Here is a 22,825-nt window from a genome sequence, read left to right on the forward strand (position 1 = left end):
AAAAAATAAAGAGCAACAGACGTAAGTGCTTTGGCCTTTCTCTGCTGCTCTCCATGTTAAGCGGTTCCATGTGAACCGCTTAACTCAAATTATGTAGTTATATTATTTAAAATTTATAAGCATGTGTATGGGTTGACTGATCGTCAGTTATAATCTCTATCGAATTAGCTTGCTTCTTGGTAAATACGACCGCCGGGTAGTTGGCAAAAGTATTGTTTCAATGCATCCAAACAACGATGGATCTTCATCGGCTGTTGCTCATGCTTTGAAATGATGGCATATAGCGTAAAGTTAGGGAGCTTCCACTCTGGAAGAACTTCCACTAAAGAACCGTTAACCAATTCTTTTTGCACATCCAAATATAAAATACGTGCAACCCCATGCCCATGTTGGCATAAAGTCTTTGTCACTAAAATATTATTACTGGCTACTCTTGATTTCATCTCAAGTTTAACCGCGTCACCTGTCACCACATTTTTAAAATCAAAATCATGATTATTTTTCATAATCGTGATCGGAATAAGATCATGATTTTTCAAATCTTCAGGTCGTGAAATTGGTGCAGACTGATTCAAATAGCTCGGTGAAGCAACCAAAATCTGTTCCACACGCGCCAGTGGCACGACATGTACACTTTGATCGTCAACTGTTGGGCTCATTCTTAGGGCAATATCAATTCGCCCATTCATCAAATCCACATAATGATTATCTGCTTCAATATGAATAGATAATCCGCGATGTGCAGACATCCAATGCGACAAAGCAGGAATCACATGATTGGCACCTAACTCTGGCGTAGTGGCTATTCGCAGCTCACCCACAAGATCATCGCGCAATTCATTGATACGTATTTTGCCACGTTCAGCAGCGGCGAGCATTTCTTGACAGCTGTGGAAAAAAGCTTGGCCTGCTTCAGTTAAATTCAACTTTCTTGTTGAGCGATGTAAAAGAACAACTTCCATCTCTTGCTCTAAAGAACGAATTTGCTGACTCACAGCACTTGTAGTGATGCCTAACTCACGCGCGGCCCCACTAAATGAACTCTTTTCAACAACACAAGCAAAAACACCCATTGCCCGTAGTTGATCTAACATAAAATTCTCTCTGGATTCATGAGAAGTTTTCATCTATTTGATAAAAACAACTCATTGTATTATACGGTGAATTTTTTGCGTTGCATCCAGATTTTTTAATTTAATGGTAAAACTATAGTCGGATTGATTGGCTTGCCATCTAAGCGTACTTGGAACTCTAACATGGTGCGCGTTGCACCTGTGGATCCCATTTCAGCAATTTTCTGTCCTGCCGTCACATTTTGACCGCTCTTCACATTCATTGCACTGTTGTGTGCATATGCTGTGATATAACCATCAATATGCTTAACCAAAATTAAGTTCCCATATTCTTTCAATCCGTCTGCTGCATACACCACTTGGCCATCTGCTGCTGCATAAATTGGATCACCTTGGTTACCAGCATAGCGAATACCTTTTACATTATTTGCTAAATTATAACCTTGCAAAACAGCGCCGTTACTTGGTTTTACCCAGCGTAAAGTTGAACTTTTCGAGCTCGCAACAGGTGCGGTCGGTACTTTAGCAGGAGTTGTTGTAGTTGTGGTGGTCGTATTTTGACTCGGGAGACCAATATTTTGACGTTGAATTGGAGCGGTTTGTGTAATAGGTTGCGTCGTGGTTGTACGCGGACTACCCGAACCTTTTAAACGTAATGACTGCCCCACATAAATACGATACGGCGCAGCAATATCATTCATGTCTGCAACAGAGGTATAACTCAGCCCATAACGAGTTGCAATACCGCTCAGCGTGTCGCCTGAACGAACTGTATAATAGTCTGGTGCTTTCGCAAAACGTGTTGCATTGTTAACCTGTGGTTTAGAAGCACAACCACTCAAAATAACAGTTGAAACTACAGCTGTGGATAACACGACAGTTTTCAGTAGTGCTGTAGGAATTGCAATGAAACGAATTTGAGACAACACAGACATTTATCTTACTCTCTAAAAATACAAAAAAATAATCAGTTTAATTTGCGCTAAGATTAGCAAAAAAGTATGTGAAAATAGTATCTCTGCGCGTATTTTCACAAAGTTATAACAAACAGCTGAATACATTCCTTGTATTGCTCAGCTGTAGCGCCTTTTAAGCACTTATTTGCCCTTGTAATGCATGCAAAACTTCATAGTTGGTTGCATCCATCTGAATAGGCGTAATACTCACAAAACCATTCGCCACAGCGAAAAAGTCTGACTCTACCTCATCATAACCTCTTTTCGGTTCTGCCACAGCTTCACCCGCAAGCCCAATCCAGTACACTTGACGACCACGTGGGTCAACATGACTGGTAATCGGCTTAGACTGACGACGACGTCCTTGATAAGTAATTTTAGCGCCCTGTAACTCAGCGACATCTGGAATATTAATATTTAAAATATGGCGTGGTGGCAGTGCTGGCAAACCTTGTTTCACAAAGTCATGCACCCACTGTGCAGCATGATGATAATCTTCTGGGCTGTTGTACGATCGCACTTCAGGGCCCGCAAGTGATACCGCAATGGCTGGCTGTTTCATCAGTCGCCCTTCAAAGGCTGCTCCGACTGTACCTGAGTAGAGTACATCATCACCCAAGTTTGCCCCGCTATTGATACCACTAACAACCAGATCAAACTCAAAGTCAAATAAGCCATTCATGGACAAATAGACACAGTCGGCGGGTGTTCCATTGACTGCCCACATGTCGGGTGCAATTTCGATTGGGCGTAAGGGGCGATCTAAAGTCAAAGCACTGGAAAAACCACTGCGTTCACTTTCAGGTGCTACAATCACCACGCGACCTAATGGACGTAAAGCATGTGCGAGCGCTTGAATACCTGGTGCAAAAACACCATCGTCATTGGCTATTAAAATATTCACTGATGGATCTTCTTAAATCTATATGAGTCGGTAAAAGCCTTATACATCTATTTTGCACTCGTCTTCGTCTTTTTAATCTTTACGGGTAGCTTGAAAAAACTAAATCTTTAAAGCGAAAAGAAAAGCTATAGAGTCCTCGATGCAGAACGACTATACATTGAGATCAGGCAATCTGAAAAGATGAAATCATTGATCTGGGTGAGTACTTTAATCTTGCATGAGCAGAGTGCAAAAAAAGAGAGAGCCTAAAAACAGAAGAAGCTCAGCATACGTTCTATTACAGAAAATGCTTTTAAGTGTTTTGATATTAAGCCAATTTATTCGCGTTTTTTACTCATTTCGGATAACAAATCCAGTTGTATTTCTTGTATTTGGGTTAACCTATTCCACTGATGCATCAACAGATGATCTAGTTTTTCATTTAAGTGTTGAATTTCTAACTCTGCCTTTAAATTAATTTTATAATCGTTTTGCGAACGCAATCTGTCTTTGGCTTCCTGTCTATTTTGGCTCATCATAATCACGGGAGCTTGAACCGCAGCAATACAGGATAAAATTAAATTTAATAAAATAAAGGGATAAGGATCGGCAGGATGCGTAACCATGACCACTGTATTAACAATAATCCAAATGGCTAGGAAAGTCGCAAAGCACATGAGAAAAGCCCAACTACCGCCAAAGGTCGCAATTTTATCTGCCAGCCTTTCCCCTAAAGTCCAATTTTGATCCAACTGGTTTTCAACATTCTTGGTGATCACTTCATGTTGTTGCAAACTTTTAATCACCTCATATTCAAGATCAGTCACTTCCCCCTTTTCAGACTTTAACAGGGAATGAACATACTGAATTCGATACTTGGTTAAGTCTGCTTGGCATATATAACTTTGAGGCGACCATTCTGGAAAATCATGTGAAATTTCTTCGGTAATAGATTTTCGTATTGCCCCCATAGGAATGAGGTTTTTAATGAGGAATTTCTGCCCACAGACTAAACATTCATTACTTTGATTTTTTTCGCTCATGCTCGTTCTCTTTTATAATCATTATTGGTTTTGGGGAGATAAACATCATCGAACAAATTTTAAACCAATGTCAAATTTTCACCATCACTCAGAGTAGCTCCTCATTAAGATTTTTCTAGACAGTAGCCATGAATAAAAAAATGCCACAGATATAATCATGATTCTGTGTCTTAAATAAGGCTAAACAAGTTCATATCATCAGGCTAAAAATTAAAAAAATCCAGCTTTAGAGCAAGGAGACAATCAATGCCTAACTCCGCAAGGCCTATGCGTTTAGGTCTACTTTTTCACGCCATATTACTCACAGGTGTCGCAGCTAATGTAGATGCGAATACACCCTCTGTAGTGTTGAGTTCTTCCAAAAATTTTATGTATCCAGATATAGATCATGGTCTAAGTGAAAGTCTTTATCCGAATGAGGCCGCCACTGCTAAAGAAATCGCGAATATCATTGAAATGACGATCCGAAAACAATATGCCACAGATATCGCACTACGTGATGCACACCCTAAAGCACATGGTTGCGTACGCGCAGAATTTAAGATAAACGAGACATTGCCTCCAAACATGGCTTATGGTGTTTTTATTCCGGGGAAAACTTATCAAGCATGGATTCGTTTTTCGAATGGATCGAGTAATGCAAAACAGGCGGATATAAAAAAAGATGCACGCGGCATGGCGATCAAACTTTTAGCCGTGCCAGAGAAAAACCTTTTAGATGAACCTGCGCCTACGCAAGATTTTATCATGGTCAATCACCCTGTATTCTTTGCCAATGACCCTGCTCGTTATCTATCATTTATGCAAGATATCAATAGCGATCGTTTTCTAAAAAAAATGCATGTCCCTTTTGCATTAGGAGCTAAAGGCACTTGGATTGCCTTGAACACTAGAAATAAAATTTCAAATCCACTGCAAACCAGATACTGGTCTATGGTGCCCTATCAGTTAGGAGTTGGCGATCATCGTCAAGCAGTAAAGTACTCTGCTCGTGCATGTTCAAGCGTTGTTAGCCCGATTCCAGTTACTCCTCAAAAGGACTTTTTAAGAGAGGCACTTCGAACGACCTTACAAGACCGTGATGCCTGCATGGAGTTTTTAGTACAACCTCGAACATCCAACTCAATGTCTGTTGAAGACTCGATGACGGAATGGAAAGAAGACCAAGCCCCTTTCTATAAGGTGGCCACTATTCGTATTCCTCAGCAAGTTTTTGATACCCCTGAGCAAAATAAGTTTTGTGAAAATCTATCCTTTACACCATGGCATGCATTAGCTGAACATAAACCACTGGGTGCGATAAACCGAATGCGCAAAGTCATATATGACCAGATTAGTCGCGTCAGACATGAGATGAATTCGGCTAAACAAACAAACGCTAACAATGTCGAAGATCAATAAGGAGTCCTATGGTTAAACTCAATGGCCTGTTAATCTGTGTGTCTAAAGAAGAAGTCTGTATGGTGATAGAACTCCTTCCAGCGCATATTGAATTAACTCATCAAGAAGAAGGCTGCATTTCTTTTGAGGTCAAGCAAAGCCTCGACCCTTTTATCTGGGAGGTGCAGGAAGTGTTTGATAGCATGAAAAGTTTTAAGCATCACCAAAGTAGAACGGCCTCGTCCATTTGGGGAGTGAAAACGCAAAATATTAAACGGCAGTACAAAATATCTGAGGGTGAATAAGGTTTAAGTTTCTAGCTATAAAATGACAGGTCTATGACTAAAACTTGAAATAGCCCTCAAATGAAAGCTCTCTCTATTCAGATCATAAAATTTAAAAATGTTCTGCACTAAAAAACACAATGAAGAATAGCGGTTTTTGTATGGATCATCATGCATTGATCAGGTGTTAAAGCTAAGAGCTTTTTTAGTGAGCAATCGCTGCTGCTTTGGGTTTAAAAGCCACCAAACAAAAGACGATAAAAGCACATAGAACAAAGGATGCGCCAAATCGACTCAGATCCAACCCTCCGTGACTAATGGGCTTATCTAGGAAATCCCCCAGTACGGCACCTAATGGTCGCGTGAGTACAAATGCAGCCCCAAATAAGAAAGTTCTAGAGATTTTGGTCCACATATAAAGCATGGTCAGCAATAAAAGTAAACCGCCAAAGATAAGTGCTGCACTGGTATAGCCCAGCCCTTGTGTATCTGCTGTCCAATCCCCTAGCGCTGTGCCCAATGTTTGGGAAAACATGATGGTCAGCCAATAAAACGCTTCACTTTTGGAAGATTGAATACTTTGTACCGCAATTGACCCGCTGCTGTAGTACCACGCCAATAAAGATAAAATAAGTAAGCCGAATAAGATTAAGCTGCCACCTAAATAGCCCAGTCCTAAGGTACGATCAACATAGTCCGCTATAGTTGTCCCTAGAGTTGTTGTTGCAATAATTGTAGACCAATAAAAAAATGCATTATATTTTTTGGCCTTAATCTGTGCCGCAACGAATATTGCAAAAATAATGGCGAAGATGCCCGTACTTACGATATATCCCAGATTAAGCGACATGGATAAGGCATCCCCCGCTGTTTCACCCAGTGTTGTTGCCGCAATTTTAATGATCCAAAACAACAAAGTGACTTCAGGCACCTTGCTCAACAACTCATGCAGTGTTTTTTCCTCAGTCATGATACGTACCCAAACCTTATTCTTTTGTCTATGCTGAATAATAGTGCTCACAACTGAAACCAATCTTAAATTTCAAAGACCTCGCCCATAGAGGCTGTTTATGGCTTTCAACACCACAACATCTATAGACTTTTCATTCGCTTTATAAATCGTATATTGACCATGAAACCAAGCTGAGTTGCGTTAAACAGCTAAGCTCATGTTGTCGCTCGCTACTCGTAAAGACAGCTGTAAAATAAGTCATGACAAATGTTCTGTTCGCATCAATTTAATTTGCGATATTTTTGAATTTACCTGATTGACCCGTCTATAAGTAAAGGGTTTAGCTTAATGGAACAATGAACGAATGATGGAAACTATGCTTACTGTATCTCGCTTAGCGAAAAAACTCGGTTTATCCAGAACGACTATTCTCTATTATGAGCAACAGGGTTTATTAAAACCAAGCTTAATCGCTGAAAATGGATACCGGTGGTACGGTGAAAGTGAAATTGAGCGTCTTAAAAGCATCATCTCCTACCGTTCTTACGGACTATCCATTTCAGATATTCGTTTTCTTTTATAACCACTTAGCATATCCCAAGGGCAGATCTTGGAAAATCATTTTCGGGCATTGGAACAAGAGATCAATAACTTAAGAGCTCATCAAAAAGCCATCATTGAGTTATTGAAAAAGTCCATTTTATTAAAGGAAAAGTTCGTGAATAAAGCTAAATGGGTAGAGATTATGATCGCAGCAGGTTTATCAAAAGAAGATATGATGAAGTGGCATCAAAAATTTGAAGAGATGGAACCTGAGGAGCATCAAAAATTCTTAGAGTCACTCGACATGACACAAGATGAAATTACAGCTATTCGAAGCTTATAGTGCTTTTTAGCTCTCCAATCTTGAACATGGTGACTATCAAACTCAAGACTCAGTAGCTCTCATCTAAGGGCTATTGTGGATTCACTGCTTACCTATCGTCAGTATTTTTTATCCCTAAATATGATTCCTGCACCAACAAGCAGCTCATCCTAAAGACCGCCAAAACAGAAGATTAGAAGTCGTTAGGATGATCATTGGCGATTAAAAGGTCCAAAACAAAAAACTTTATTAAAAAATGACTGGTCAGAACTTTTCATTGAATTCTAACTGAAAATATATATATTGAGTCTCCGCATCCACCATAAATATGTGATTTTAGAAATGATTAAAAGCTTAACATTACGTAATTTCTTCGGATTAGGCATGGCTATCATGATTTCTCAATCTGCTTTTGCACTAGAGGGATTAAGCACAGAAGAAGCCAACACCATCGTGAAAGAAGATATTGCAGCAGCGCAAGTCATGACCGAATTTTGCCCTGCTTTGGTGGGTCAAGGCCCTAAAATTGAAAGCAACATTCAAACTTTAATTCAAACCTATTTACAAGACTACTCAGATAAGTCGATGACCTATGCAAAATTACAGTCAGACAGCGAATACCAGTCGATTCTGAAAGAAGCTCGTACAGATGCAAAGGGTACTGACAAAGCAGAACAAAAGTCAGTATGTGATGACGTTGTAAACTTTGAAGGTTAATTCAAGTTCTACATCTATATCGCAAAAAAGGATGAATAATGGGGTTATTCATCCTTTTTTTATTGGACGGAAAAATGTAAAAACAATGAAGCGACTTCAACAGCTTCTATACATTTTTGCGCTTACATTTACTTAAAATTTGTTTAAGCTCATCCTATTATGGCAACAACATGTATGCACTTAGGGTTTAGAATGAATTTAAATGTAATGAAAAAAGTGATTTTGGCAGTTTGTGGTTCTTCTTTGATTGCCATCGGTTCGGCTCATGCGGCCAATAAAGACGAAAATATTGAAGTGACTCCACTGCAACAAGTGACGCAGCAAGAGTTGGCTGCAATTTATGTCCTATCAGAAGTTTGTCCAAGTCTCGTTTCAGACCAGAGTCAGTTTGAAAATGGCTACAACGCTTTGGCTAAAGAGTATCTACCGCAACAGAAAAATCCGACTGAATACCTTAAAAGCCTTAGCAAAGAGAAAAAATTCAAGCCTATTTTAGCCGAAGCTCAATCCGATGCGAAAAAAGCAGGCAAAGCAAAAAACCAAGAAATTTGTAAAGAATTGAGCACTTACAGCAAATAATACCAATTGGTTACAATATCTTTGAAATAAGCCGATTTCTACCGTAGAAGTCGGCAGAACTTTGTCCTAAAATGCAAAGCTCTCGTGCTTATACTAAAGAAATCGGAACCCCTTAGAATGATTCAAAAAAGCGCCCTTGCTGCGGCATTACTCGTACCAAGCATTTCATTTGCAGCAACTGTCTTATCCTCACCACCAGAACTAAATAATAAATCATATGTGCTGATGGATTATGAGACTGGGCAAATCCTCGCATCTAAAAATGAAAATGAAAAATTAGCACCAGCATCAATGACAAAAATGATGACGAGTTTCATTATTGAGCAAAAGTTGTTGGCGGGTGAGCTAACCGAAGATGAAAAAGTTCGGATGAACGAGTCTGCTTGGTGTCGTGGTAGTAGTTCAGAATCATGTATGTATGTGCCATTAAATGGTACTGCGACTGCATTAGAGATGTTACGCGGCATTATCATTCAATCGGGTAATGATGCATCTAAAGCTATGGCTGAGCACATTGCTGGGAACGAAGGCACTTTCGTTCACATGATGAACACTGAAGCAAAACGTATCGGCATGACCAATACCAGCTTCATGAACTCAACAGGCATGCCTGCTGAAGGTCACTACTCGACCGCTAAAGACATGGCAACGCTTGCACAGCACATCATTCACGACAGTTCAAAATATTATCCGATTTATTCTGAAAAAGAATTTACCTTTAACGGTATCAAACAAGGCAACCGTAATGCCCTGCTTTATACTGACCCAAGTGTCGATGGTTTAAAAACTGGTCATACTGACGAAGCGGGTTATTGCTTAACAACTTCGGCTAAACGTGGCCCAATGCGTTTGATTTCTGTGATTTTTGGTGCGCCAAGCATTCAAGAACGCGCAACGCAAACACGTGAAATTTTAGCGTGGGGTTATGCAAACTTTGAAACCAAAAATGTTCAAGCTGCGAACCAAGTTTTAGCAAAATCAAAAGTATGGTTTGGTAAAGAAAATGACGTACAAATTGGTTTAGCTGAAACCTTCAACGTAACGATGCCGAAAGGCCAGGCCAACGCAATCAAAACACAACTGGTGGTTCAACCAAAACTGACTGCACCGTTGAAAAAAGGACAAGTGGTTGGTAAATATGTAGCAAGCCTTGATGGTAAAGTGATTGCTGAAAAACCACTTGTGGCGCTAAAAGATGTTGAAGAAGCAGGTTTCTTTGCACGTATGCTTGACCACATCAAACAATTCTTCTCAAACTTATTCTAAGCAGCAACATTTAGACTTAAGTTAAAGCATCCACACCTCGGTCTGGGTGCTTTTTTATTTTATAATGGACACCTACATAAAAGCAGAACACCAACATGGCTAAAAATATTCGCCCTTATTTGAACAGCACGCCACAGCTTGGCAACAACTGCTATATCGATGAAATGTCGGTAGTGATTGGTGATGTCATCTTGGCTGAAAATGTTTCTGTATGGCCTTTTGCCGTAATTCGGGGTGATGTAAACCATATTCGGATTGGTAAAAACTCGAATGTACAAGACCATGCAATGCTGCATGTTAGTCATAAAAAAGCGGACAAACCAAATGGCTCGCCTTTAATCATTGGTGAAGATGTCACCATTGGTCACCATGTCACCTTACATGGCTGTACCATCGGCAACCGTGTTTTGATTGGTATCAATAGCATTGTTTTGGACGATGTCATCATTCCTGACGATGTTATGATTGGTGCAGGAACACTGGTTCCCCCAGGTAAAGTGCTTGAAAGTGGCTATTTATATGTCGGTAGTCCTGCCAAAAAAGTTCGCCTTCTGACAGAAACAGAATTAGCATTCTTACCATATTCAGCACAAAACTATGTCAAAGTATCGGGACATTATTTAGAGCCATGATCATTGGGAGCATTTTGCTCCCCTTTTCATATCAGATCAAATAACAAGCATCACCTTCAAAAATGCTGAATCTGCGGATTAATACTTCTCAAACTCAGTCACTAAAAAATCAATTAGTGCTTTTACCGATGGTAATAAACCACGTCGAGAGGTATAAGCCAGATGAATCAGTTCGGGTTTTGGCTCCCAGTTTGGAATCACTTTGACCAAACGGCCTTCTTTTAAATCATTATGAATAATCAGCTCTGGTAACTTGGCAATCCACGCCTACCACAATACCTGTATAGCCTAGCGGATGAAGAAGATACCAAAAGCGTGGAACTAAGCTACTAATTTTATATCCATAACATAGCCACCACCGCCTAAATTTTGTAGAATACTCCTTTTACCCCATGGTGCTTTTACATGACCGCTTGGACAGCTCACGTCACCGTCGCAACTGTTGTTGAAAAAGACGGAAAATTTCTATTTGTAGAAGAGCATACTGCGGGTGTGACACACACTGTATTTAACCAACCTGCAGGCCATGTTGAATCAGGTGAAACACTCATCGAAGCTGCCATTCGTGAAACTATGGAAGAAACTGGACATGAAGTGTCTATAGATGCGTTATTGGGCATTTATACCTATACACCACCTATGTTTCCAGATCGCACGTATTATCGTTTCTGCTTTTTAGCGCAGTCACTTCATCACAATCCAACGGCCGAACTCGATACAGGTATCGTGGGTGCAGTATGGATGACTTTAGATGAGCTGCTCGAAACGGCTCGTGCACGTAGTCCATTGGTGATTAAAGCGGTTCAAGACGCACTCGCGGGGCAAAAATATCCTTTATCGCTCGTTTATGAGCACCAAAATTCTCCCCTTATTTCAAGTTTGGATGCCTAGTCCTATGCAACAACGTGTCATCGTCGGTATGTCGGGTGGTGTAGATTCATCTGTTTCTGCTGCTCTTCTTCTTCAACAAGATTATCAAGTTGAAGGTCTTTTCATGAAGAACTGGGAAGAAGACGACGGCACGGAATACTGCACGGCGATGGAAGACTTAGCCGATGCTCAAGCCGTCTGTGACAAACTAGGGATTAAACTACACACCGCCAACTTTGCTATGGAATATTGGGATCGTGTATTTGAGCATTTCTTAGCGGAATATGCTGCAGGCCGTACTCCAAACCCAGATATTTTATGTAATAAAGAAATCAAATTCCGTGCGTTCTTAGATCATGCTATGCAACTGGGCGCAGACTTTATTGCGACTGGTCACTATGCACGTCGCGGCGAAACTATGACCAACTCTAAAGGTGAGGAATACGCACCTTTACTGCGTGGTTTAGATAAAAACAAAGACCAGACCTATTTCTTACATGCTGTGCATGGCCGTGAAATTAATAAGACGTTGTTCCCTGTAGGGGAAATTGAAAAGCCTGAAGTACGTAAAATTGCGGAACAATACGACTTAGTCACAGCGAAGAAAAAAGACTCAACGGGCATCTGTTTTATTGGTGAACGTCGTTTTAATGACTTCTTAAAACAATACTTACCTGCACAAGCTGGAAAAATCGTCTTAGATGATGGCAAAGAGGTTGGTGAACATCACGGCTTAATGTACTATACGCTCGGTCAACGCGGTGGTATTGGTATTGGTGGTTTGAAAGGTGTAGCTGAAGGCGCATGGTTCGTTCTACATAAAGATATTGAAAACAACCGTTTGGTGATTGGTCAAGGTCATGAACATCCACTGATGCAAAGCACTGCGCTTTGGAGTGAAACGATTGACTGGGTCGCAGGTGAAATGCAGATTCCTGAAACAGGTTTCCGTTGTACCTCACGGACGCGCTATCGCCAAGATGACCAAGATTGTGTGATCTTTAATGATCCGACTACCCAAGGTGGCGTACGTGTTGAGTTCGATGAACCCCAACGTGCCGTGACGCCGGGTCAGAGTGTCGTATTCTACTCAGGTGAAGTTTGTTTAGGCGGTGGCGTGATTCATCATACCAATGCTCCTAAACCTGATTTTATTTAAAGGATTTTAAGACATGGCTGAGTTACCGTTTCAACAGCCTCAAACTTTGAACGAACGCCAAAACCGAGCTTTAGCGTTGGCGGCTGTTTTTCAGTCCGCGCAACTGACGCATATGACCGCCTTGAGCGGTCAGCAAAGTATTGGGGAAAGCGGTAACTTCTATTTAGAGCAGTTGATTAAAGCCAGTTTAAATATCCGACCAAAGGGCAACCAAAGCGGACAAACTTTAGACTTCTTTCATCAGCTGGCGGACATCTCCTTAGGACTAAAAACCTTAGAAAGTAGCATTACCCAACCCTTTAATACCTCACCCAAAACTCGAATTCCCAAATTATCCACTGCTAAACTTCCCATTACTTATGCCATGGCGCTCTTACAACTCGAAAAGAAAGTGTATAGCAACCCCAAATTCGTTGAAATTATTGAACAGTCCCAACAAAAAATCTTAAGACAGCTTTCTTTTTTCGATAATAACTATTTACATCCAAGCATCATTGCCAACCTCGCACAAACCTACGTCGACACCGCAGGACAAATTAACCCACGCATTATGGTGCGAGGTAATGCAGAAGCATTTAAAGATTCATCGCATACCAACCGCATTCGAGCTTCCCTCTTCACTGGCTTACAAATGGCACATTTATGGCGTCAGCTCGGTGGAAGTTCATGGGGCATGGTGTTTAGCAAACGCAAATTGCTTAAAGATATTCAAGATCTCGCTCGTTTACAGTATCAGGTGATTTAACACATGATCGACGGGCTTTTTAGTTTTACGTTTAATTCCAAAGTTTAAGGAATCGCTATGAACGCTTTAACCGCACTTTCTCCATTAGATGGACGCTACGCTAGCAAATGTGATGCGCTTCGTCCTTTCCTCTCTGAGTTTGGTTTAATCCATGCTCGTGTGACTGTTGAAGTGCGTTGGTTACAAGCGCTTGCAAACCGTCCAGAAATCACTGAAGTGCCTGCTTTCAGTGCTGCGACCAATGCTGCACTTGATGCAATTGTTGCTGACTTTTCTGAAAACGACGCCAACCGTATTAAAGACATCGAACGTACTACAAACCATGACGTCAAAGCGGTTGAGTACTTCCTGAAAGAAAAAATTGAAGGCATCGAAGAGCTTAAAAATGCGGGTGAATTCATTCACTTTGCATGTACGTCTGAAGACATCAACAACTTGTCGCATGCATTAATGCTGAAAAGTGGTCGTGATGTATTGGTTGCATCTATGCAGCAAATCATTGACTCAATGGTGGCATTGTCTGAAAAGCATGCTGACCAACCTATGTTATCTCGTACACATGGTCAGACGGCAAGCCCAACCACTTTGGGTAAAGAAATGGCAAACGTAGCTTATCGTCTTGCGCGCCAAATTAAACAGTTCAAACAAGTTGAGCTTTTAGGCAAAATTAACGGTGCGGTAGGTAACTATAATGCTCACCTTTCTGCTTACCCAGACATCAACTGGCCTGCACACTCACAAGCATTCGTTGAGTCTTTAGGCCTAAGCTTTAACCCATACACCACTCAAATTGAGCCGCATGACTATATGGCAGAACTGTTTGATGCTTTACGTCGTTTCAATACGATTTTGATCGACTTTAACCGTGACGTTTGGGGTTATATCTCGCTTGGTTTCTTCAAGCAAAAACTCAAAGATGGTGAAGTGGGTTCTTCAACGATGCCACACAAAGTAAACCCTATTGACTTCGAAAACTCAGAAGGCAACTTAGGCTTAGCCAATGCTGTACTGGCGCACCTTGGCGAAAAACTTCCAATTTCTCGCTGGCAGCGTGACCTAACGGACTCAACTGTACTACGTAACATGGGTGTTGGTTTTGCACAAAGCTTGATCGCTTTTGAAGCCTGTTTAAAAGGTATTGGTAAACTTGAACTGAATGCTGCACGTATTGATGAAGACTTGAACAATGCGCAAGAAGTTCTAGCTGAACCAATTCAAACGGTAATGCGTCGTTACAACGTTGAAAAACCATATGAAAAACTAAAAGCATTAACTCGTGGTCAAGCCATGACACGTGACATGATGGTTGACTTCGTCAATGGTAATGAACTTGAAGCTGTCCCTGCTGCTGACCGCGCACGTTTAGCGGAAATGACACCTGCAACCTATACAGGTAACGCAGCTGAACAAGCAAAACAAGTTGCTGACTTAATTTCTAAAATCTAATTTTTAGAAATTGAAAAAAAGCGGAGCTTAGGCTTCGCTTTTTTATCTATAATTCAAACAAGAATCTCCTATACGCATAATTGAAAAACCAATAAAAATGATGACAATCCTGAAAAGTAAAACAACGAAAGCTCACATTGACTATCAACTGAAAAAGCCGCATTGGATTGCGCTCATTGTACTCGCTGTCGCCATTGCTTTCGCATCGATCCACCCCCTTGAACTCAGCTCTTATATTTTGCATCAGGTCGGAACCGTATTCATGTTGGTGACGCTGATCATTTGTCTTTATAAAATGGGGCTCAGCTTAATCAGTTTTATGCTTTATATTGGATTTTTGCTGATTCATATACTCGGTGCGCATTATCTATATTCTTATGTACCCTATAATGAATGGTCAATTCAATATTTAAACCTCGACCTCAACCAAAGTTTAGGTTGGACGCGGAATATGTATGATCGCTTTGTACATTTAGCATATGGTCTGCTGCTCTACCCGTTTTTCTACCGTCTGTTTCAAGTGTGGCTGCCTCAACTTTCTAAACTCACCCTATTCTTGCTGGTCATTCAATTTGTGATGGCAAGTAGCCTCATTTACGAATGGATTGAATGGTTTATTGCGATGGGCTTATCGCCTGAAGATGCTGAAAACTACAATGGGCAACAAGGTGATATTTGGGACGCACACCAAGACATGCTTTTAGCCACAGTTGGTGCAATCATCACAGGCATAGCCTGTCTATTGAAAAAGTAATCATTTTGCCTACGATTCGTCTAGCACAACAATTAACGACGATACAGGACTCATTCAAGCGCAAGTGATTTGTACATCAGTTTTAAAAAACAAAAAAACACCACGTCAGGCGTGGTGTTTTTAACTCTCTTAGTCTTTCGCAGACTCATCTGTTGGCACTTCAGTAATTCGGCCACCGCGAGCAAGGAATGCCGCAACTTCGTCTTCAAGTGCTTGGCGTTGTTTTAATTTTGCAGTCACCGTAAGTGTTTCAGCTTCGGCAACATCACCATCACTTGCAGCATTATCAGAAGAATCTGATGCGCCTTTTTCCGCTGCTTGAGCTTCGTCTTCGTCGACTGTTGAGTCTTCTACATCATCATAATCATTTGAATCAGTCATCTTAATCTCCCCACAAATGACATTTTAGGTTCCCATGAATTACTGGTTTCCAATTATGTTGAAATTTAACAAGCTCTCAGCCTTTCGCATAGTCTTATTCAACGGAAAATCGTATCTTTTTTAATCAAAATCGTAATCTTATTTTACGACTGGCTAAAAAATAACACTTCCTTTCTTACACAGCATAACGCGTCTCTTTGAGCAACCCTAAACCATTGGCCTGTGCCATAAAAGCATCTTTTAATACAGGCAATTTTTCAACCTGTTTCAAACCAAAGTTTCGCGCCCATACCACAGGAAAGAGTTGTGTGGTTTCCATCCAACCGATGGCAGACATACTATGCATCATGGCATCATTTTGTCCTTTACGGCGGTGTTCATAACGCTTCAGTGTTTGCTCATGTGCCCACACGCCACGTGCTAGATCATGTAGTAATACATCACACAGTACAGCCGCATCAAGACAACCAATATTCACCCCCTGTCCTGCTAAGGGATGAATCACATGAGCCGCATCACCAATTAAAGCCAAGCCCGCTTTAACATATTGCTGTGCAGCACGTGCTTTGAGTGGGAAAGTGGCACGCGGTGTTGCTTCCAACACTTCGCCTAACATATGATGACTTTCTCGCGTTAACAGCTGGGTAAATTCAGCATCTGAAAGTGCAGCATATTCTTCTGCATAATCATCGGGGAGCGTCCATACGATAGACTGCCAATGCCCTGCTTGCTCTGGTTTTAAACTCGCCATTGGTAAAAATGCCAAAGGCCCCGTTTCTAAAAAAATCTGACGTGCAACGTGTTGATGAGGCTGTGCAGTGCGAATGGCACAGCTTAAACCAGCCTGTTTGTAGTCCAGCACATCGATATCGATAAACGCTTGTTCCCGTACAAAAGAGTTTGCACCATCTGCACCAATCACCAGTTTGGTTTTCAACACCGTACCATCGGCCAAATGGATATACCATAGCCCAACACCTTCTTCGACACGCGTAACTTTAACTTGGGTGCGGTAATCGTTGAGTACAGCAAGCATCTGCTGTTGAATCGCTAAATTAAGCAAACTTGGCTCAACCATAGAACCGAGGGCTTGTTCGCCATGTGGTTCCTGCTTGGACGCATGACCAAAGTTAATTTCACCATAGCCATTTTTATTCCACACCTGCATGCCACTATACGGCATCTGGCGGGCAATTTTATCCCAAACATCAACGGTTTTAAGTAGGTGTATCGTCGCTTGACTGAGTGCCAAGACACGTGGGTTTGCAACACTTAAGGTCTTGTGCTCATCTAAAATAGGTGCAGCATCCAATACGGTAGCTTGCACACCGCCTTGTGCCAAAAGCAAGGCGGTCAGTCCACCAACCAAACCACCGCCAATAATCACCACATCTAAAACATCAGTTTGAACATGACTCATGCTTTTAGCCCCATGGCATAGTTGGCAACGAGTGGTTTAATGCCTGGAATCGTATCAAATGCGACCAGACCAGTATTCCGAATAAACTTTAAGATTGGATTGCTATTGCTAAAGCCTCGTACCACCGAATCACAGAACTTAATTACGCGTTGTTGATCGGTCAAACGTGAAGCCTCATAGGCTTGCAGCATTACGGCATCGCCCAAGTCGGCATTTTGCGCAATTTGCTCCGTTAAATAACGTACTAAGACGTGCGCATCTCGCATACACAAGTTAAAACCTTGCCCCGCAACGGGGTGAATGGTATGCGCAGCATTGCCCATTAAGACCACTCGTCCTACGGCCTGCTTTTCTGCTAGTACTTGTGATAATGGAAAGCTAAAACGCTTACCTGTTTTTTGAAACTTTCCTGCACGGTCGCCATAAGTGTCTTGTAAGGCATCTAAGAAATGTTGGTCATTTTCATCGCCCAACCATTCACCTTCAGTACCTTTTTTCACAGGCCAAACCACGGAGCGACGGTATTCACCTGGAAGCGGCAACAGTGCCAATGGCCCTAAGCTACTAAAACGCTCAAAACCCACATGGTTATGCGGTTTTGAAGTTTGTACCGTGGTCACAATAGCGACTTGATCATAGTCATGCTCCGAAGCACCTATTCCTAAGGCTTTACGGCAGAATGAATCACGTCCATCTGCGGCAATGACAAGTTTTGCTTGCAATGACAGTTGTTCTTCTCCACGACTCGCTTCTATGTAGGCCATATCAGCATCTTGGGTCAGTTGGGTGACTTGTACACCATCAATCAGTTCAATGAATGGTTTCTTCTGAACTTCCGTCAGTAGTACACGACCGAGCCATGCGTTTTCTATGACCTGTCCGAAGCTTTCGACTTTTTCTTGTTCTGCTTTGAGTCGCGCCTTCCCAAAGCTACCTTGTTCGGTGATATTCACTTCTAAAATAGGTGTTGCATGTTCTTGTAAAGCGCTCCACAAACCCAGTTCTTGGTAAATTTGAACTGTCCGACGTGACAAGGCGCTGTTTCTTGCATCAAAGCTAGAGTGGTATGGTGCAAGGTTTACATCATCATAATTTGGGTATTTGATCGCCTCTAAAAGCTTCACCGCAATGTTTTGTTTGGCTAACATCAACGCCAGACTGAGTCCGACCATACCACCACCGACTATGATGACTTCTTGTTGCATGCTTCTATCCTTTTTATGGCGTACCTAAAGTCAAAAACTTCAAATACCTATAAGTTTTAATGGATTTATATTACATCAAAGATTTTCTTTTTTATAATGAAATGGATGTTTTTACGTACTTTCACCGTAAAGTGTCATGTCATGATTTCTGAAAAGACAGTCTTTTAAAGTTCCCTCAAAACTTCTTCAGGACACTGTTTAAACAGACTTATAAGAAATGTGCAACTTTAAACAAATAATGATCATGAAAAATGAATAATACATAAAAAAGCCCAACCACTTCAGATTGAGCTCTTCAATAAAACATAAGCAATTGAATTTAAAATGTAATTTAAAGGATTACTAATAAGGTGTATTATGTTATTTTTAGCAAATTTAAACATTTACCTTATAATTCAACTGTAGTTCATCCGCATTTCTCCCTCTAATGCCCCAGTTTTCTTTAGGAGTTTCAAATATAGTTATCTCAACATCATTTGAATCAATACCGCATAGATTGTTTATATTTTCGAATAGAGACCTAATAAATGCTTTTTTAGTCTCTTTTGTTCGTCCATCGAACATAGAAATTTCAATAATTATATAAGATTTACTGCGATCTACTGGATATACAAAATTCTTGGATTCTAGTGCGATAAAACGTTGAAACCTTTTCTCTTCAGGGTATTTTAATTCTTTAACTAAAGCCTGATGGATAGCTTTACTTAAATTATCACGATGTAATTCTATTGTTTCATTTAAAGCATAAATTTTTATCTGAGACATTACTTTCTCTAAATTAAAATCCTAATTTTAGCTTAGTTTCTCCCCTATTTAACATAATAGTGCTTATTCGAAACAAGAGTCTTAGAATCTAATCAAAGTATCTCTAATTCCTTTAATGCAATTCTCAGCGTCCGAATTGCGGAAGCACGAAAAAGAGGATTTGTCCCATCAGCGGAAGGATTTTTATCTGTCCAAGCGATTGCGGCAAGACATTGAATACCCACATAGAATAGAAATTTCATTTTAGGCACTGTCTGCTTATATGTACACTCCCAACCTTCTAAAAAAGCATTCCGTAATTCTAAATCAGAGAAATCTATATCCACCCAAATAATTTTGGCTAAATCATAAACCGCATCTCCAATACGAGCAGCGTCAAAGTCTATAATACCCGAAATCCGATTTTCACTGTCTGCAAGGATATTTCGACCAATATAGTCACAATGCAGTAAATGAAGCTGTGTCGGCTCACATATCGCTTTAGCGTATTTTCGTAACTCATTCAATTGGTCACAAAACTCATGATAATCAGATGACAATGGATTTATACGAGACATCCATTTTGAGATCATCAATTCTAATTGTTGCTTCCACAATACCCAATGTGTTGATAAGCCGTCTCGATCTTGCCAGAACCTCATATTCAATATGCGCGTTTGTGGAAGCGCACGATGAAGTTCGCCCAAAGCTCGTCCTACATTCCAAAGCAAAGAGATTTTCTGTACCCGCGTACAATTCTTTAATGCTTGATCGACTTGAGTACCTTGTATGGCACTCATGACAAGGATAGAAGAACCTTCCCATTCAAACTTATTTAATACATTTGGCGTTAGTGGAAATTCTTTGAGAGCTTCTAAGATTTCACAGTAACGATCATTAGCCGTTTGATTATTTGCTATTTTGATAAAGACTTCTCCTTGAAAGGATTGCCCTTGATACACTGAAACCCCATTTCTCTGTGTAACTAAATCTAACGTCTTTGCCTGAATTCTATGCTTTAAATCAGATAAATCTTTCATGCTGTCTAATTTCTGTTGTTAATAAAAATGATGATGAAATAACTAAAATTTTTTATTTATAAATATTAGAACTATTGCAAAAGTCAAAAAAACGATCATTTATTGGCAATATAATGAGTGTTGAATGTCACTTTCTCTTGGTGAGAACGTCAGGATGAGGGATGATTCTTCATATAAATCCTCTCCCTAGCCCTCTCCTTTGAAAAGGAAAGGGAACTTTCATTGTGATTTCAATACAGTTCAAAAAACGACTTATGCAAGAACACTATTCTACTTGTCTATTTAACAACTCCATAAACACCTTATAAAAAATAAAAGCCGATCTCATGATCGGCTTTTATACAGTAAATTATATTTATCGCGCCATTAACGCTTCAATCTCTTCTACCGACTTCACCACTTTCGCAGTCAAATTCAGTGGACCGTTTTTGGTTGCTACGATGTCATCTTCAATACGAATACCAATGCCACGCCATTTCACATCAACCGTTTCATCATCAGGTGCAATATACAAGCCTGGTTCAACCGTCACCACCATGCCTTCTTCATAGGTACGCCACACACCTTCTTGCTTATATGAACCAACATCATGCACATCCATACCGAGCCAATGTCCTGTACCATGCATATAAAACTGACGGAAACTTTCCTTTTGGATAATCTCTTCAATATCACCTTGCATAATCCCCAGATCAAGTAGGCCTTGGACTAGAATGCGCACAGCAACATTATGTGGTTCTTTATACGAGTTGCCTACACGCACTGCGTCAATTGCAGCAAGTTGTGCATCGAGAATTACATTATAAAGAGCTTTTTGCTCAGGGCTGAACTTTCCATTGACGGGGAAAGTACGGGTGATGTCTGAAGCATAATATTCATATTCACACGCTGCGTCGATCAGCACCAAATCGCCATCTTTTAGCTCTTTGTTATTCTCTACATAGTGCAAAATGCAAGCGTTTTCACCACCACCGACAATGCTGTTATACGACGGTACACAGCCATTTTGACCAAATACATAATTCAGCTCAGCTTCTAGAGCATATTCCATCATGCCTGGCTTAACAGTTTGCATGGCACGAGTATGCGCTTGTGCGGAAATATCTGAAGCTGTTTGCATCAATGCAATTTCTTGTTCTGACTTAAACAAACGCATTTCATCTAAAATACGATCGAGCTGTATCACTTGTGCAGGTGCAGCAGTCCCACGACGTGACTCACCATTGGCCGTCGTGATCCATTTTGCTACACGCGCATCAAATTCGGGCTGTTGCCCAATACGATAAAATAATTTTTCTTTGCTTAAGAGTTTTTCAATGATTTCTTCATCTAACAAATCTATCGCATACGCTTCGTCAGCTTCATAGTCGTCTACCGCACCATCCACACCTGCGCGGTAACCATTCCAGATTTCCATCTCGCGGTCACGTTCACGGCAGAACAAACTGTAGCTGTACCCGTCTTCATCGTCTTCGGCAAAGGTTTCAATAACCGCTACGGCTTCGGGCTCAGCAAAACCAGTCAGATAAAAGAAGCTGCTATCGGTACGGTATTTATAGTCTGCATCACGATTACGCATCGCCACTGGACTGGTTGCGATAATGGCAATACTGTTCGGACCCATTTGTGCAGCTAAACGGTCACGGCGTTCCTGAAAATCCACTTGCGTTAGTTTCATGTTTGATCTGTCTTTTTTATACCAAAGAATAAAAATGCCACGCGCACCCTATCATGTACGCGCAGCAAGTCTTATGCCAATCAGCTTGGGCGATGCGGCGTAAACATTTCTACAACATTGTTCGCTTCTGTTACAGAACGATCAATTTTTTGCTTGTTATGAAAGTGTTTAAGCAGCGAACTTTCATCAACTGCAATCTTTTTGCGGCCTACAGATAAGCTCACAGGAATTAAACGTACAAACTCGTATAACTCTTGATAGCTCTCTTCACCCTCTTCATCATCATCAGTTTCTTCAAACTCAACTGCCGCCACATCTTGTAAATGTTCGATAAGTTCCATTTCATCTGGGCGAATATGACCCGACGCCAAACCAAAGCCCAGCACTACGCCTGCGCACCAATCCGCCAAAGCTTGTACACGATCTGCTAGCGTATGAGTGTCATCGGGAAGTAACGGTAAATAGTCCAATTCATCGTCAGAAAGTGCATGTGCGACATCTTCTGCTTCATCGGCTAACAAAGCCAAAGCTTCTTCGCTTAACTCAGGAATTTCCAAAGTCGTGAGGATGTGTTGCCACTCTTCACGGCTCGGTGCCTGAGTTACACAAATGATACCCGTGAGTAAACCATGTAACTCACTTGGGCTAGAAATCTCTTCAATTTTAGAAAAATTTGGCTGCCATTCTGACCAACCTGAAATATCGTCTTGCATTCGTTTATCCAATCTCTATACTTCTTATATATTACCTTTG

25 protein-coding genes and 1 pseudogene are annotated in these 22,825 nt (G+C 40.9%); 13 read left to right on the plus strand and 13 right to left on the minus strand.

The annotated features are described in order from the left end of the window. Window positions 1–164: 164 nt before the first annotated feature. The 4 genes from ACFN7Z_RS11225 to ACFN7Z_RS11240 all read right to left on the minus strand — a co-directional run bounded on the left by ACFN7Z_RS11225 (window position 165) and on the right by ACFN7Z_RS11240 (window position 3,955). The gene (locus ACFN7Z_RS11225) at window positions 165–1,094 is read right to left on the minus strand and encodes a LysR family transcriptional regulator (protein WP_010326350.1); all 930 of its coding nucleotides are present in this window, start codon (window positions 1,092–1,094) and stop codon (window positions 165–167) included. Window positions 1,095–1,189: 95 nt separating this feature from the next. Beyond that, on the minus strand, window positions 1,190–2,008 hold the full coding sequence (locus tag ACFN7Z_RS11230) for a peptidoglycan DD-metalloendopeptidase family protein (RefSeq protein WP_010326349.1): 819 nt from the start codon (window positions 2,006–2,008) through the stop codon (window positions 1,190–1,192). 154 nt (window positions 2,009–2,162) lie between these two features. After that, entirely contained in the window at window positions 2,163–2,933 is a 771-nt protein-coding gene (gene surE, locus ACFN7Z_RS11235; RefSeq protein ID WP_005399784.1) for a 5'/3'-nucleotidase SurE, read from the minus strand. 317 nt (window positions 2,934–3,250) lie between these two features. Continuing rightward, on the minus strand, window positions 3,251–3,955 hold the full coding sequence (locus tag ACFN7Z_RS11240) for a DUF1003 domain-containing protein (protein ID WP_395441784.1): 705 nt from the start codon (window positions 3,953–3,955) through the stop codon (window positions 3,251–3,253). Window positions 3,956–4,201: 246 nt separating this feature from the next. Between ACFN7Z_RS11240 and ACFN7Z_RS11245 the strand changes: the two genes are divergently transcribed. Together ACFN7Z_RS11245 and ACFN7Z_RS11250 are read left to right on the plus strand one after the other, a co-directional pair. Continuing rightward, entirely contained in the window at window positions 4,202–5,356 is a 1,155-nt protein-coding gene (locus tag ACFN7Z_RS11245; RefSeq protein ID WP_130235017.1) for a catalase family protein, read from the plus strand. An 8-nt stretch (window positions 5,357–5,364) separates the two neighbouring features. Beyond that, a complete protein-coding gene (locus ACFN7Z_RS11250) occupies window positions 5,365–5,640 on the plus strand; it encodes a putative quinol monooxygenase (RefSeq protein ID WP_010326346.1) in 276 nt (91 codons plus the stop codon). Between the two features lie 184 nt (window positions 5,641–5,824). On the opposite strand, the gene ACFN7Z_RS11255 is transcribed toward ACFN7Z_RS11250, so the two are convergent. Then, window positions 5,825–6,589, minus strand: coding sequence for a membrane protein (locus ACFN7Z_RS11255; protein ID WP_010326345.1), 765 nt, complete (start codon window positions 6,587–6,589; stop codon window positions 5,825–5,827). 358 nt (window positions 6,590–6,947) lie between these two features. Between ACFN7Z_RS11255 and ACFN7Z_RS11260 the strand changes: the two genes are divergently transcribed. The 6 genes from ACFN7Z_RS11260 (at window position 6,948) to ACFN7Z_RS11285 (ending at window position 10,630) form a co-directional block, all read left to right on the plus strand. Next, the gene (locus ACFN7Z_RS11260) at window positions 6,948–7,154 is read left to right on the plus strand and encodes a MerR family transcriptional regulator (protein WP_228127597.1); all 207 of its coding nucleotides are present in this window, start codon (window positions 6,948–6,950) and stop codon (window positions 7,152–7,154) included. A 27-nt stretch (window positions 7,155–7,181) separates the two neighbouring features. Continuing rightward, a complete protein-coding gene (locus ACFN7Z_RS11265; protein WP_224466827.1) occupies window positions 7,182–7,457 on the plus strand; it encodes a hypothetical protein in 276 nt (91 codons plus the stop codon). Between the two features lie 321 nt (window positions 7,458–7,778). After that, window positions 7,779–8,153, plus strand: coding sequence for an MCR_0457 family protein (locus ACFN7Z_RS11270; RefSeq protein WP_010326344.1), 375 nt, complete (start codon window positions 7,779–7,781; stop codon window positions 8,151–8,153). A 192-nt stretch (window positions 8,154–8,345) separates the two neighbouring features. After that, the gene (locus ACFN7Z_RS11275; protein WP_010326343.1) at window positions 8,346–8,732 is read left to right on the plus strand and encodes an MCR_0457 family protein; all 387 of its coding nucleotides are present in this window, start codon (window positions 8,346–8,348) and stop codon (window positions 8,730–8,732) included. Window positions 8,733–8,849: 117 nt separating this feature from the next. Continuing rightward, window positions 8,850–9,998 carry a D-alanyl-D-alanine carboxypeptidase PBP5/6 gene (gene dacC / locus ACFN7Z_RS11280; RefSeq protein ID WP_010326342.1) on the plus strand — a complete coding sequence of 383 codons (1,149 nt, stop codon included), beginning with the start codon at window positions 8,850–8,852 and terminating at the stop codon, window positions 9,996–9,998. Window positions 9,999–10,093: 95 nt separating this feature from the next. After that, a complete protein-coding gene (locus ACFN7Z_RS11285; RefSeq protein WP_010326341.1) occupies window positions 10,094–10,630 on the plus strand; it encodes a gamma carbonic anhydrase family protein in 537 nt (178 codons plus the stop codon). Window positions 10,631–10,708: 78 nt separating this feature from the next. Here ACFN7Z_RS11285 and ACFN7Z_RS11290 read toward each other — a convergent pair. Continuing rightward, a pseudogene (locus tag ACFN7Z_RS11290) lies at window positions 10,709–10,891 on the minus strand (LysR substrate-binding domain-containing protein); the annotation flags it as partial. Between the two features lie 144 nt (window positions 10,892–11,035). Here ACFN7Z_RS11290 and ACFN7Z_RS11295 point away from each other — a divergent pair. The 5 genes from ACFN7Z_RS11295 to ACFN7Z_RS11315 all read left to right on the plus strand — a co-directional run bounded on the left by ACFN7Z_RS11295 (window position 11,036) and on the right by ACFN7Z_RS11315 (window position 15,604). Further along, a complete protein-coding gene (locus ACFN7Z_RS11295) occupies window positions 11,036–11,521 on the plus strand; it encodes an NUDIX hydrolase (protein ID WP_010326339.1) in 486 nt (161 codons plus the stop codon). Between the two features lie 4 nt (window positions 11,522–11,525). Continuing rightward, window positions 11,526–12,659, plus strand: a complete 1,134-nt coding sequence (gene mnmA / locus ACFN7Z_RS11300; protein ID WP_395441789.1) for a tRNA 2-thiouridine(34) synthase MnmA — start codon at window positions 11,526–11,528, stop codon at window positions 12,657–12,659. Between the two features lie 13 nt (window positions 12,660–12,672). Then, window positions 12,673–13,404: a high frequency lysogenization protein HflD gene (gene hflD / locus ACFN7Z_RS11305; RefSeq protein WP_010326337.1), complete on the plus strand. Its 732-nt coding sequence runs from the start codon at window positions 12,673–12,675 to the stop codon at window positions 13,402–13,404. 57 nt (window positions 13,405–13,461) lie between these two features. Continuing rightward, window positions 13,462–14,850, plus strand: coding sequence for an adenylosuccinate lyase (purB, locus tag ACFN7Z_RS11310; protein ID WP_010326336.1), 1,389 nt, complete (start codon window positions 13,462–13,464; stop codon window positions 14,848–14,850). A 97-nt stretch (window positions 14,851–14,947) separates the two neighbouring features. Further along, complete coding sequence (locus ACFN7Z_RS11315; RefSeq protein ID WP_010326335.1) at window positions 14,948–15,604, plus strand: DUF2238 domain-containing protein; 657 nt, start codon at window positions 14,948–14,950, stop codon at window positions 15,602–15,604. A gap of 129 nt (window positions 15,605–15,733) precedes the next feature. Here the strand turns inward: ACFN7Z_RS11315 and ACFN7Z_RS11320 are convergent, their stop codons facing one another. The 7 genes from ACFN7Z_RS11320 to ACFN7Z_RS11350 form a co-directional block, all read right to left on the minus strand. Then, window positions 15,734–15,985 carry a hypothetical protein gene (locus ACFN7Z_RS11320; RefSeq protein ID WP_010326334.1) on the minus strand — a complete coding sequence of 84 codons (252 nt, stop codon included), beginning with the start codon at window positions 15,983–15,985 and terminating at the stop codon, window positions 15,734–15,736. A 175-nt stretch (window positions 15,986–16,160) separates the two neighbouring features. Next, entirely contained in the window at window positions 16,161–17,405 is a 1,245-nt protein-coding gene (locus ACFN7Z_RS11325) for an FAD-dependent monooxygenase (RefSeq protein WP_010326333.1), read from the minus strand. Further along, the gene (gene ubiH, locus ACFN7Z_RS11330; RefSeq protein WP_010326332.1) at window positions 17,402–18,610 is read right to left on the minus strand and encodes a 2-octaprenyl-6-methoxyphenyl hydroxylase; all 1,209 of its coding nucleotides are present in this window, start codon (window positions 18,608–18,610) and stop codon (window positions 17,402–17,404) included. Before ubiH ends, ACFN7Z_RS11325 begins: the two co-directional genes overlap by 4 nt. A 375-nt stretch (window positions 18,611–18,985) precedes the next feature. Then, the gene (locus ACFN7Z_RS11335; protein ID WP_010326331.1) at window positions 18,986–19,375 is read right to left on the minus strand and encodes a tautomerase family protein; all 390 of its coding nucleotides are present in this window, start codon (window positions 19,373–19,375) and stop codon (window positions 18,986–18,988) included. 92 nt (window positions 19,376–19,467) lie between these two features. Continuing rightward, complete coding sequence (locus ACFN7Z_RS11340) at window positions 19,468–20,394, minus strand: phosphotransferase family protein (protein ID WP_010326330.1); 927 nt, start codon at window positions 20,392–20,394, stop codon at window positions 19,468–19,470. 355 nt (window positions 20,395–20,749) lie between these two features. Further along, window positions 20,750–22,072: a Xaa-Pro aminopeptidase gene (gene pepP, locus ACFN7Z_RS11345; RefSeq protein WP_010326329.1), complete on the minus strand. Its 1,323-nt coding sequence runs from the start codon at window positions 22,070–22,072 to the stop codon at window positions 20,750–20,752. Window positions 22,073–22,152: 80 nt separating this feature from the next. Beyond that, a complete protein-coding gene (locus tag ACFN7Z_RS11350) occupies window positions 22,153–22,785 on the minus strand; it encodes a UPF0149 family protein (RefSeq protein WP_010326328.1) in 633 nt (210 codons plus the stop codon). Between the last annotated feature and the right edge of the window lie 40 nt (window positions 22,786–22,825).

It is taken from the genome of Acinetobacter sp. P1332, from assembly GCF_044057475.1.
Classification (GTDB): Bacteria; Pseudomonadota; Gammaproteobacteria; order Pseudomonadales; family Moraxellaceae; genus Acinetobacter; species Acinetobacter johnsonii.

Excerpts from the sequence above, each read along its gene's own strand:
- ACFN7Z_RS11225 (WP_010326350.1), bottom strand. The coding sequence starts at position 1,094 with ATGTTAGATCAACTACGGGCAATGGGTGTTTTTGCTTGTGTTGTTGAA.
- ACFN7Z_RS11230 (WP_010326349.1), bottom strand. The coding sequence starts at position 2,008 with ATGTCTGTGTTGTCTCAAATTCGTTTCATTGCAATTCCTACAGCACTA.
- ACFN7Z_RS11240 (WP_395441784.1), bottom strand. The coding sequence starts at position 3,955 with ATGAGCGAAAAAAATCAAAGTAATGAATGTTTAGTCTGTGGGCAGAAA.
- ACFN7Z_RS11245 (WP_130235017.1), top strand. The coding sequence starts at position 4,202 with ATGCCTAACTCCGCAAGGCCTATGCGTTTAGGTCTACTTTTTCACGCC.
- ACFN7Z_RS11250 (WP_010326346.1), top strand. The coding sequence starts at position 5,365 with ATGGTTAAACTCAATGGCCTGTTAATCTGTGTGTCTAAAGAAGAAGTC.
- ACFN7Z_RS11255 (WP_010326345.1), bottom strand. The coding sequence starts at position 6,589 with ATGACTGAGGAAAAAACACTGCATGAGTTGTTGAGCAAGGTGCCTGAA.
- ACFN7Z_RS11260 (WP_228127597.1), top strand. The coding sequence starts at position 6,948 with ATGCTTACTGTATCTCGCTTAGCGAAAAAACTCGGTTTATCCAGAACG.
- ACFN7Z_RS11270 (WP_010326344.1), top strand. The coding sequence starts at position 7,779 with ATGATTAAAAGCTTAACATTACGTAATTTCTTCGGATTAGGCATGGCT.
- ACFN7Z_RS11275 (WP_010326343.1), top strand. The coding sequence starts at position 8,346 with ATGAATTTAAATGTAATGAAAAAAGTGATTTTGGCAGTTTGTGGTTCT.
- dacC (WP_010326342.1), top strand. The coding sequence starts at position 8,850 with ATGATTCAAAAAAGCGCCCTTGCTGCGGCATTACTCGTACCAAGCATT.
- ACFN7Z_RS11285 (WP_010326341.1), top strand. The coding sequence starts at position 10,094 with ATGGCTAAAAATATTCGCCCTTATTTGAACAGCACGCCACAGCTTGGC.
- ACFN7Z_RS11295 (WP_010326339.1), top strand. The coding sequence starts at position 11,036 with ATGACCGCTTGGACAGCTCACGTCACCGTCGCAACTGTTGTTGAAAAA.
- mnmA (WP_395441789.1), top strand. The coding sequence starts at position 11,526 with ATGCAACAACGTGTCATCGTCGGTATGTCGGGTGGTGTAGATTCATCT.
- hflD (WP_010326337.1), top strand. The coding sequence starts at position 12,673 with ATGGCTGAGTTACCGTTTCAACAGCCTCAAACTTTGAACGAACGCCAA.
- purB (WP_010326336.1), top strand. The coding sequence starts at position 13,462 with ATGAACGCTTTAACCGCACTTTCTCCATTAGATGGACGCTACGCTAGC.
- ACFN7Z_RS11315 (WP_010326335.1), top strand. The coding sequence starts at position 14,948 with ATGATGACAATCCTGAAAAGTAAAACAACGAAAGCTCACATTGACTAT.
- ACFN7Z_RS11320 (WP_010326334.1), bottom strand. The coding sequence starts at position 15,985 with ATGACTGATTCAAATGATTATGATGATGTAGAAGACTCAACAGTCGAC.
- ACFN7Z_RS11325 (WP_010326333.1), bottom strand. The coding sequence starts at position 17,405 with ATGAGTCATGTTCAAACTGATGTTTTAGATGTGGTGATTATTGGCGGT.
- ubiH (WP_010326332.1), bottom strand. The coding sequence starts at position 18,610 with ATGCAACAAGAAGTCATCATAGTCGGTGGTGGTATGGTCGGACTCAGT.
- ACFN7Z_RS11335 (WP_010326331.1), bottom strand. The coding sequence starts at position 19,375 with ATGTCTCAGATAAAAATTTATGCTTTAAATGAAACAATAGAATTACAT.
- ACFN7Z_RS11340 (WP_010326330.1), bottom strand. The coding sequence starts at position 20,394 with ATGAAAGATTTATCTGATTTAAAGCATAGAATTCAGGCAAAGACGTTA.
- pepP (WP_010326329.1), bottom strand. The coding sequence starts at position 22,072 with ATGAAACTAACGCAAGTGGATTTTCAGGAACGCCGTGACCGTTTAGCT.
- ACFN7Z_RS11350 (WP_010326328.1), bottom strand. The coding sequence starts at position 22,785 with ATGCAAGACGATATTTCAGGTTGGTCAGAATGGCAGCCAAATTTTTCT.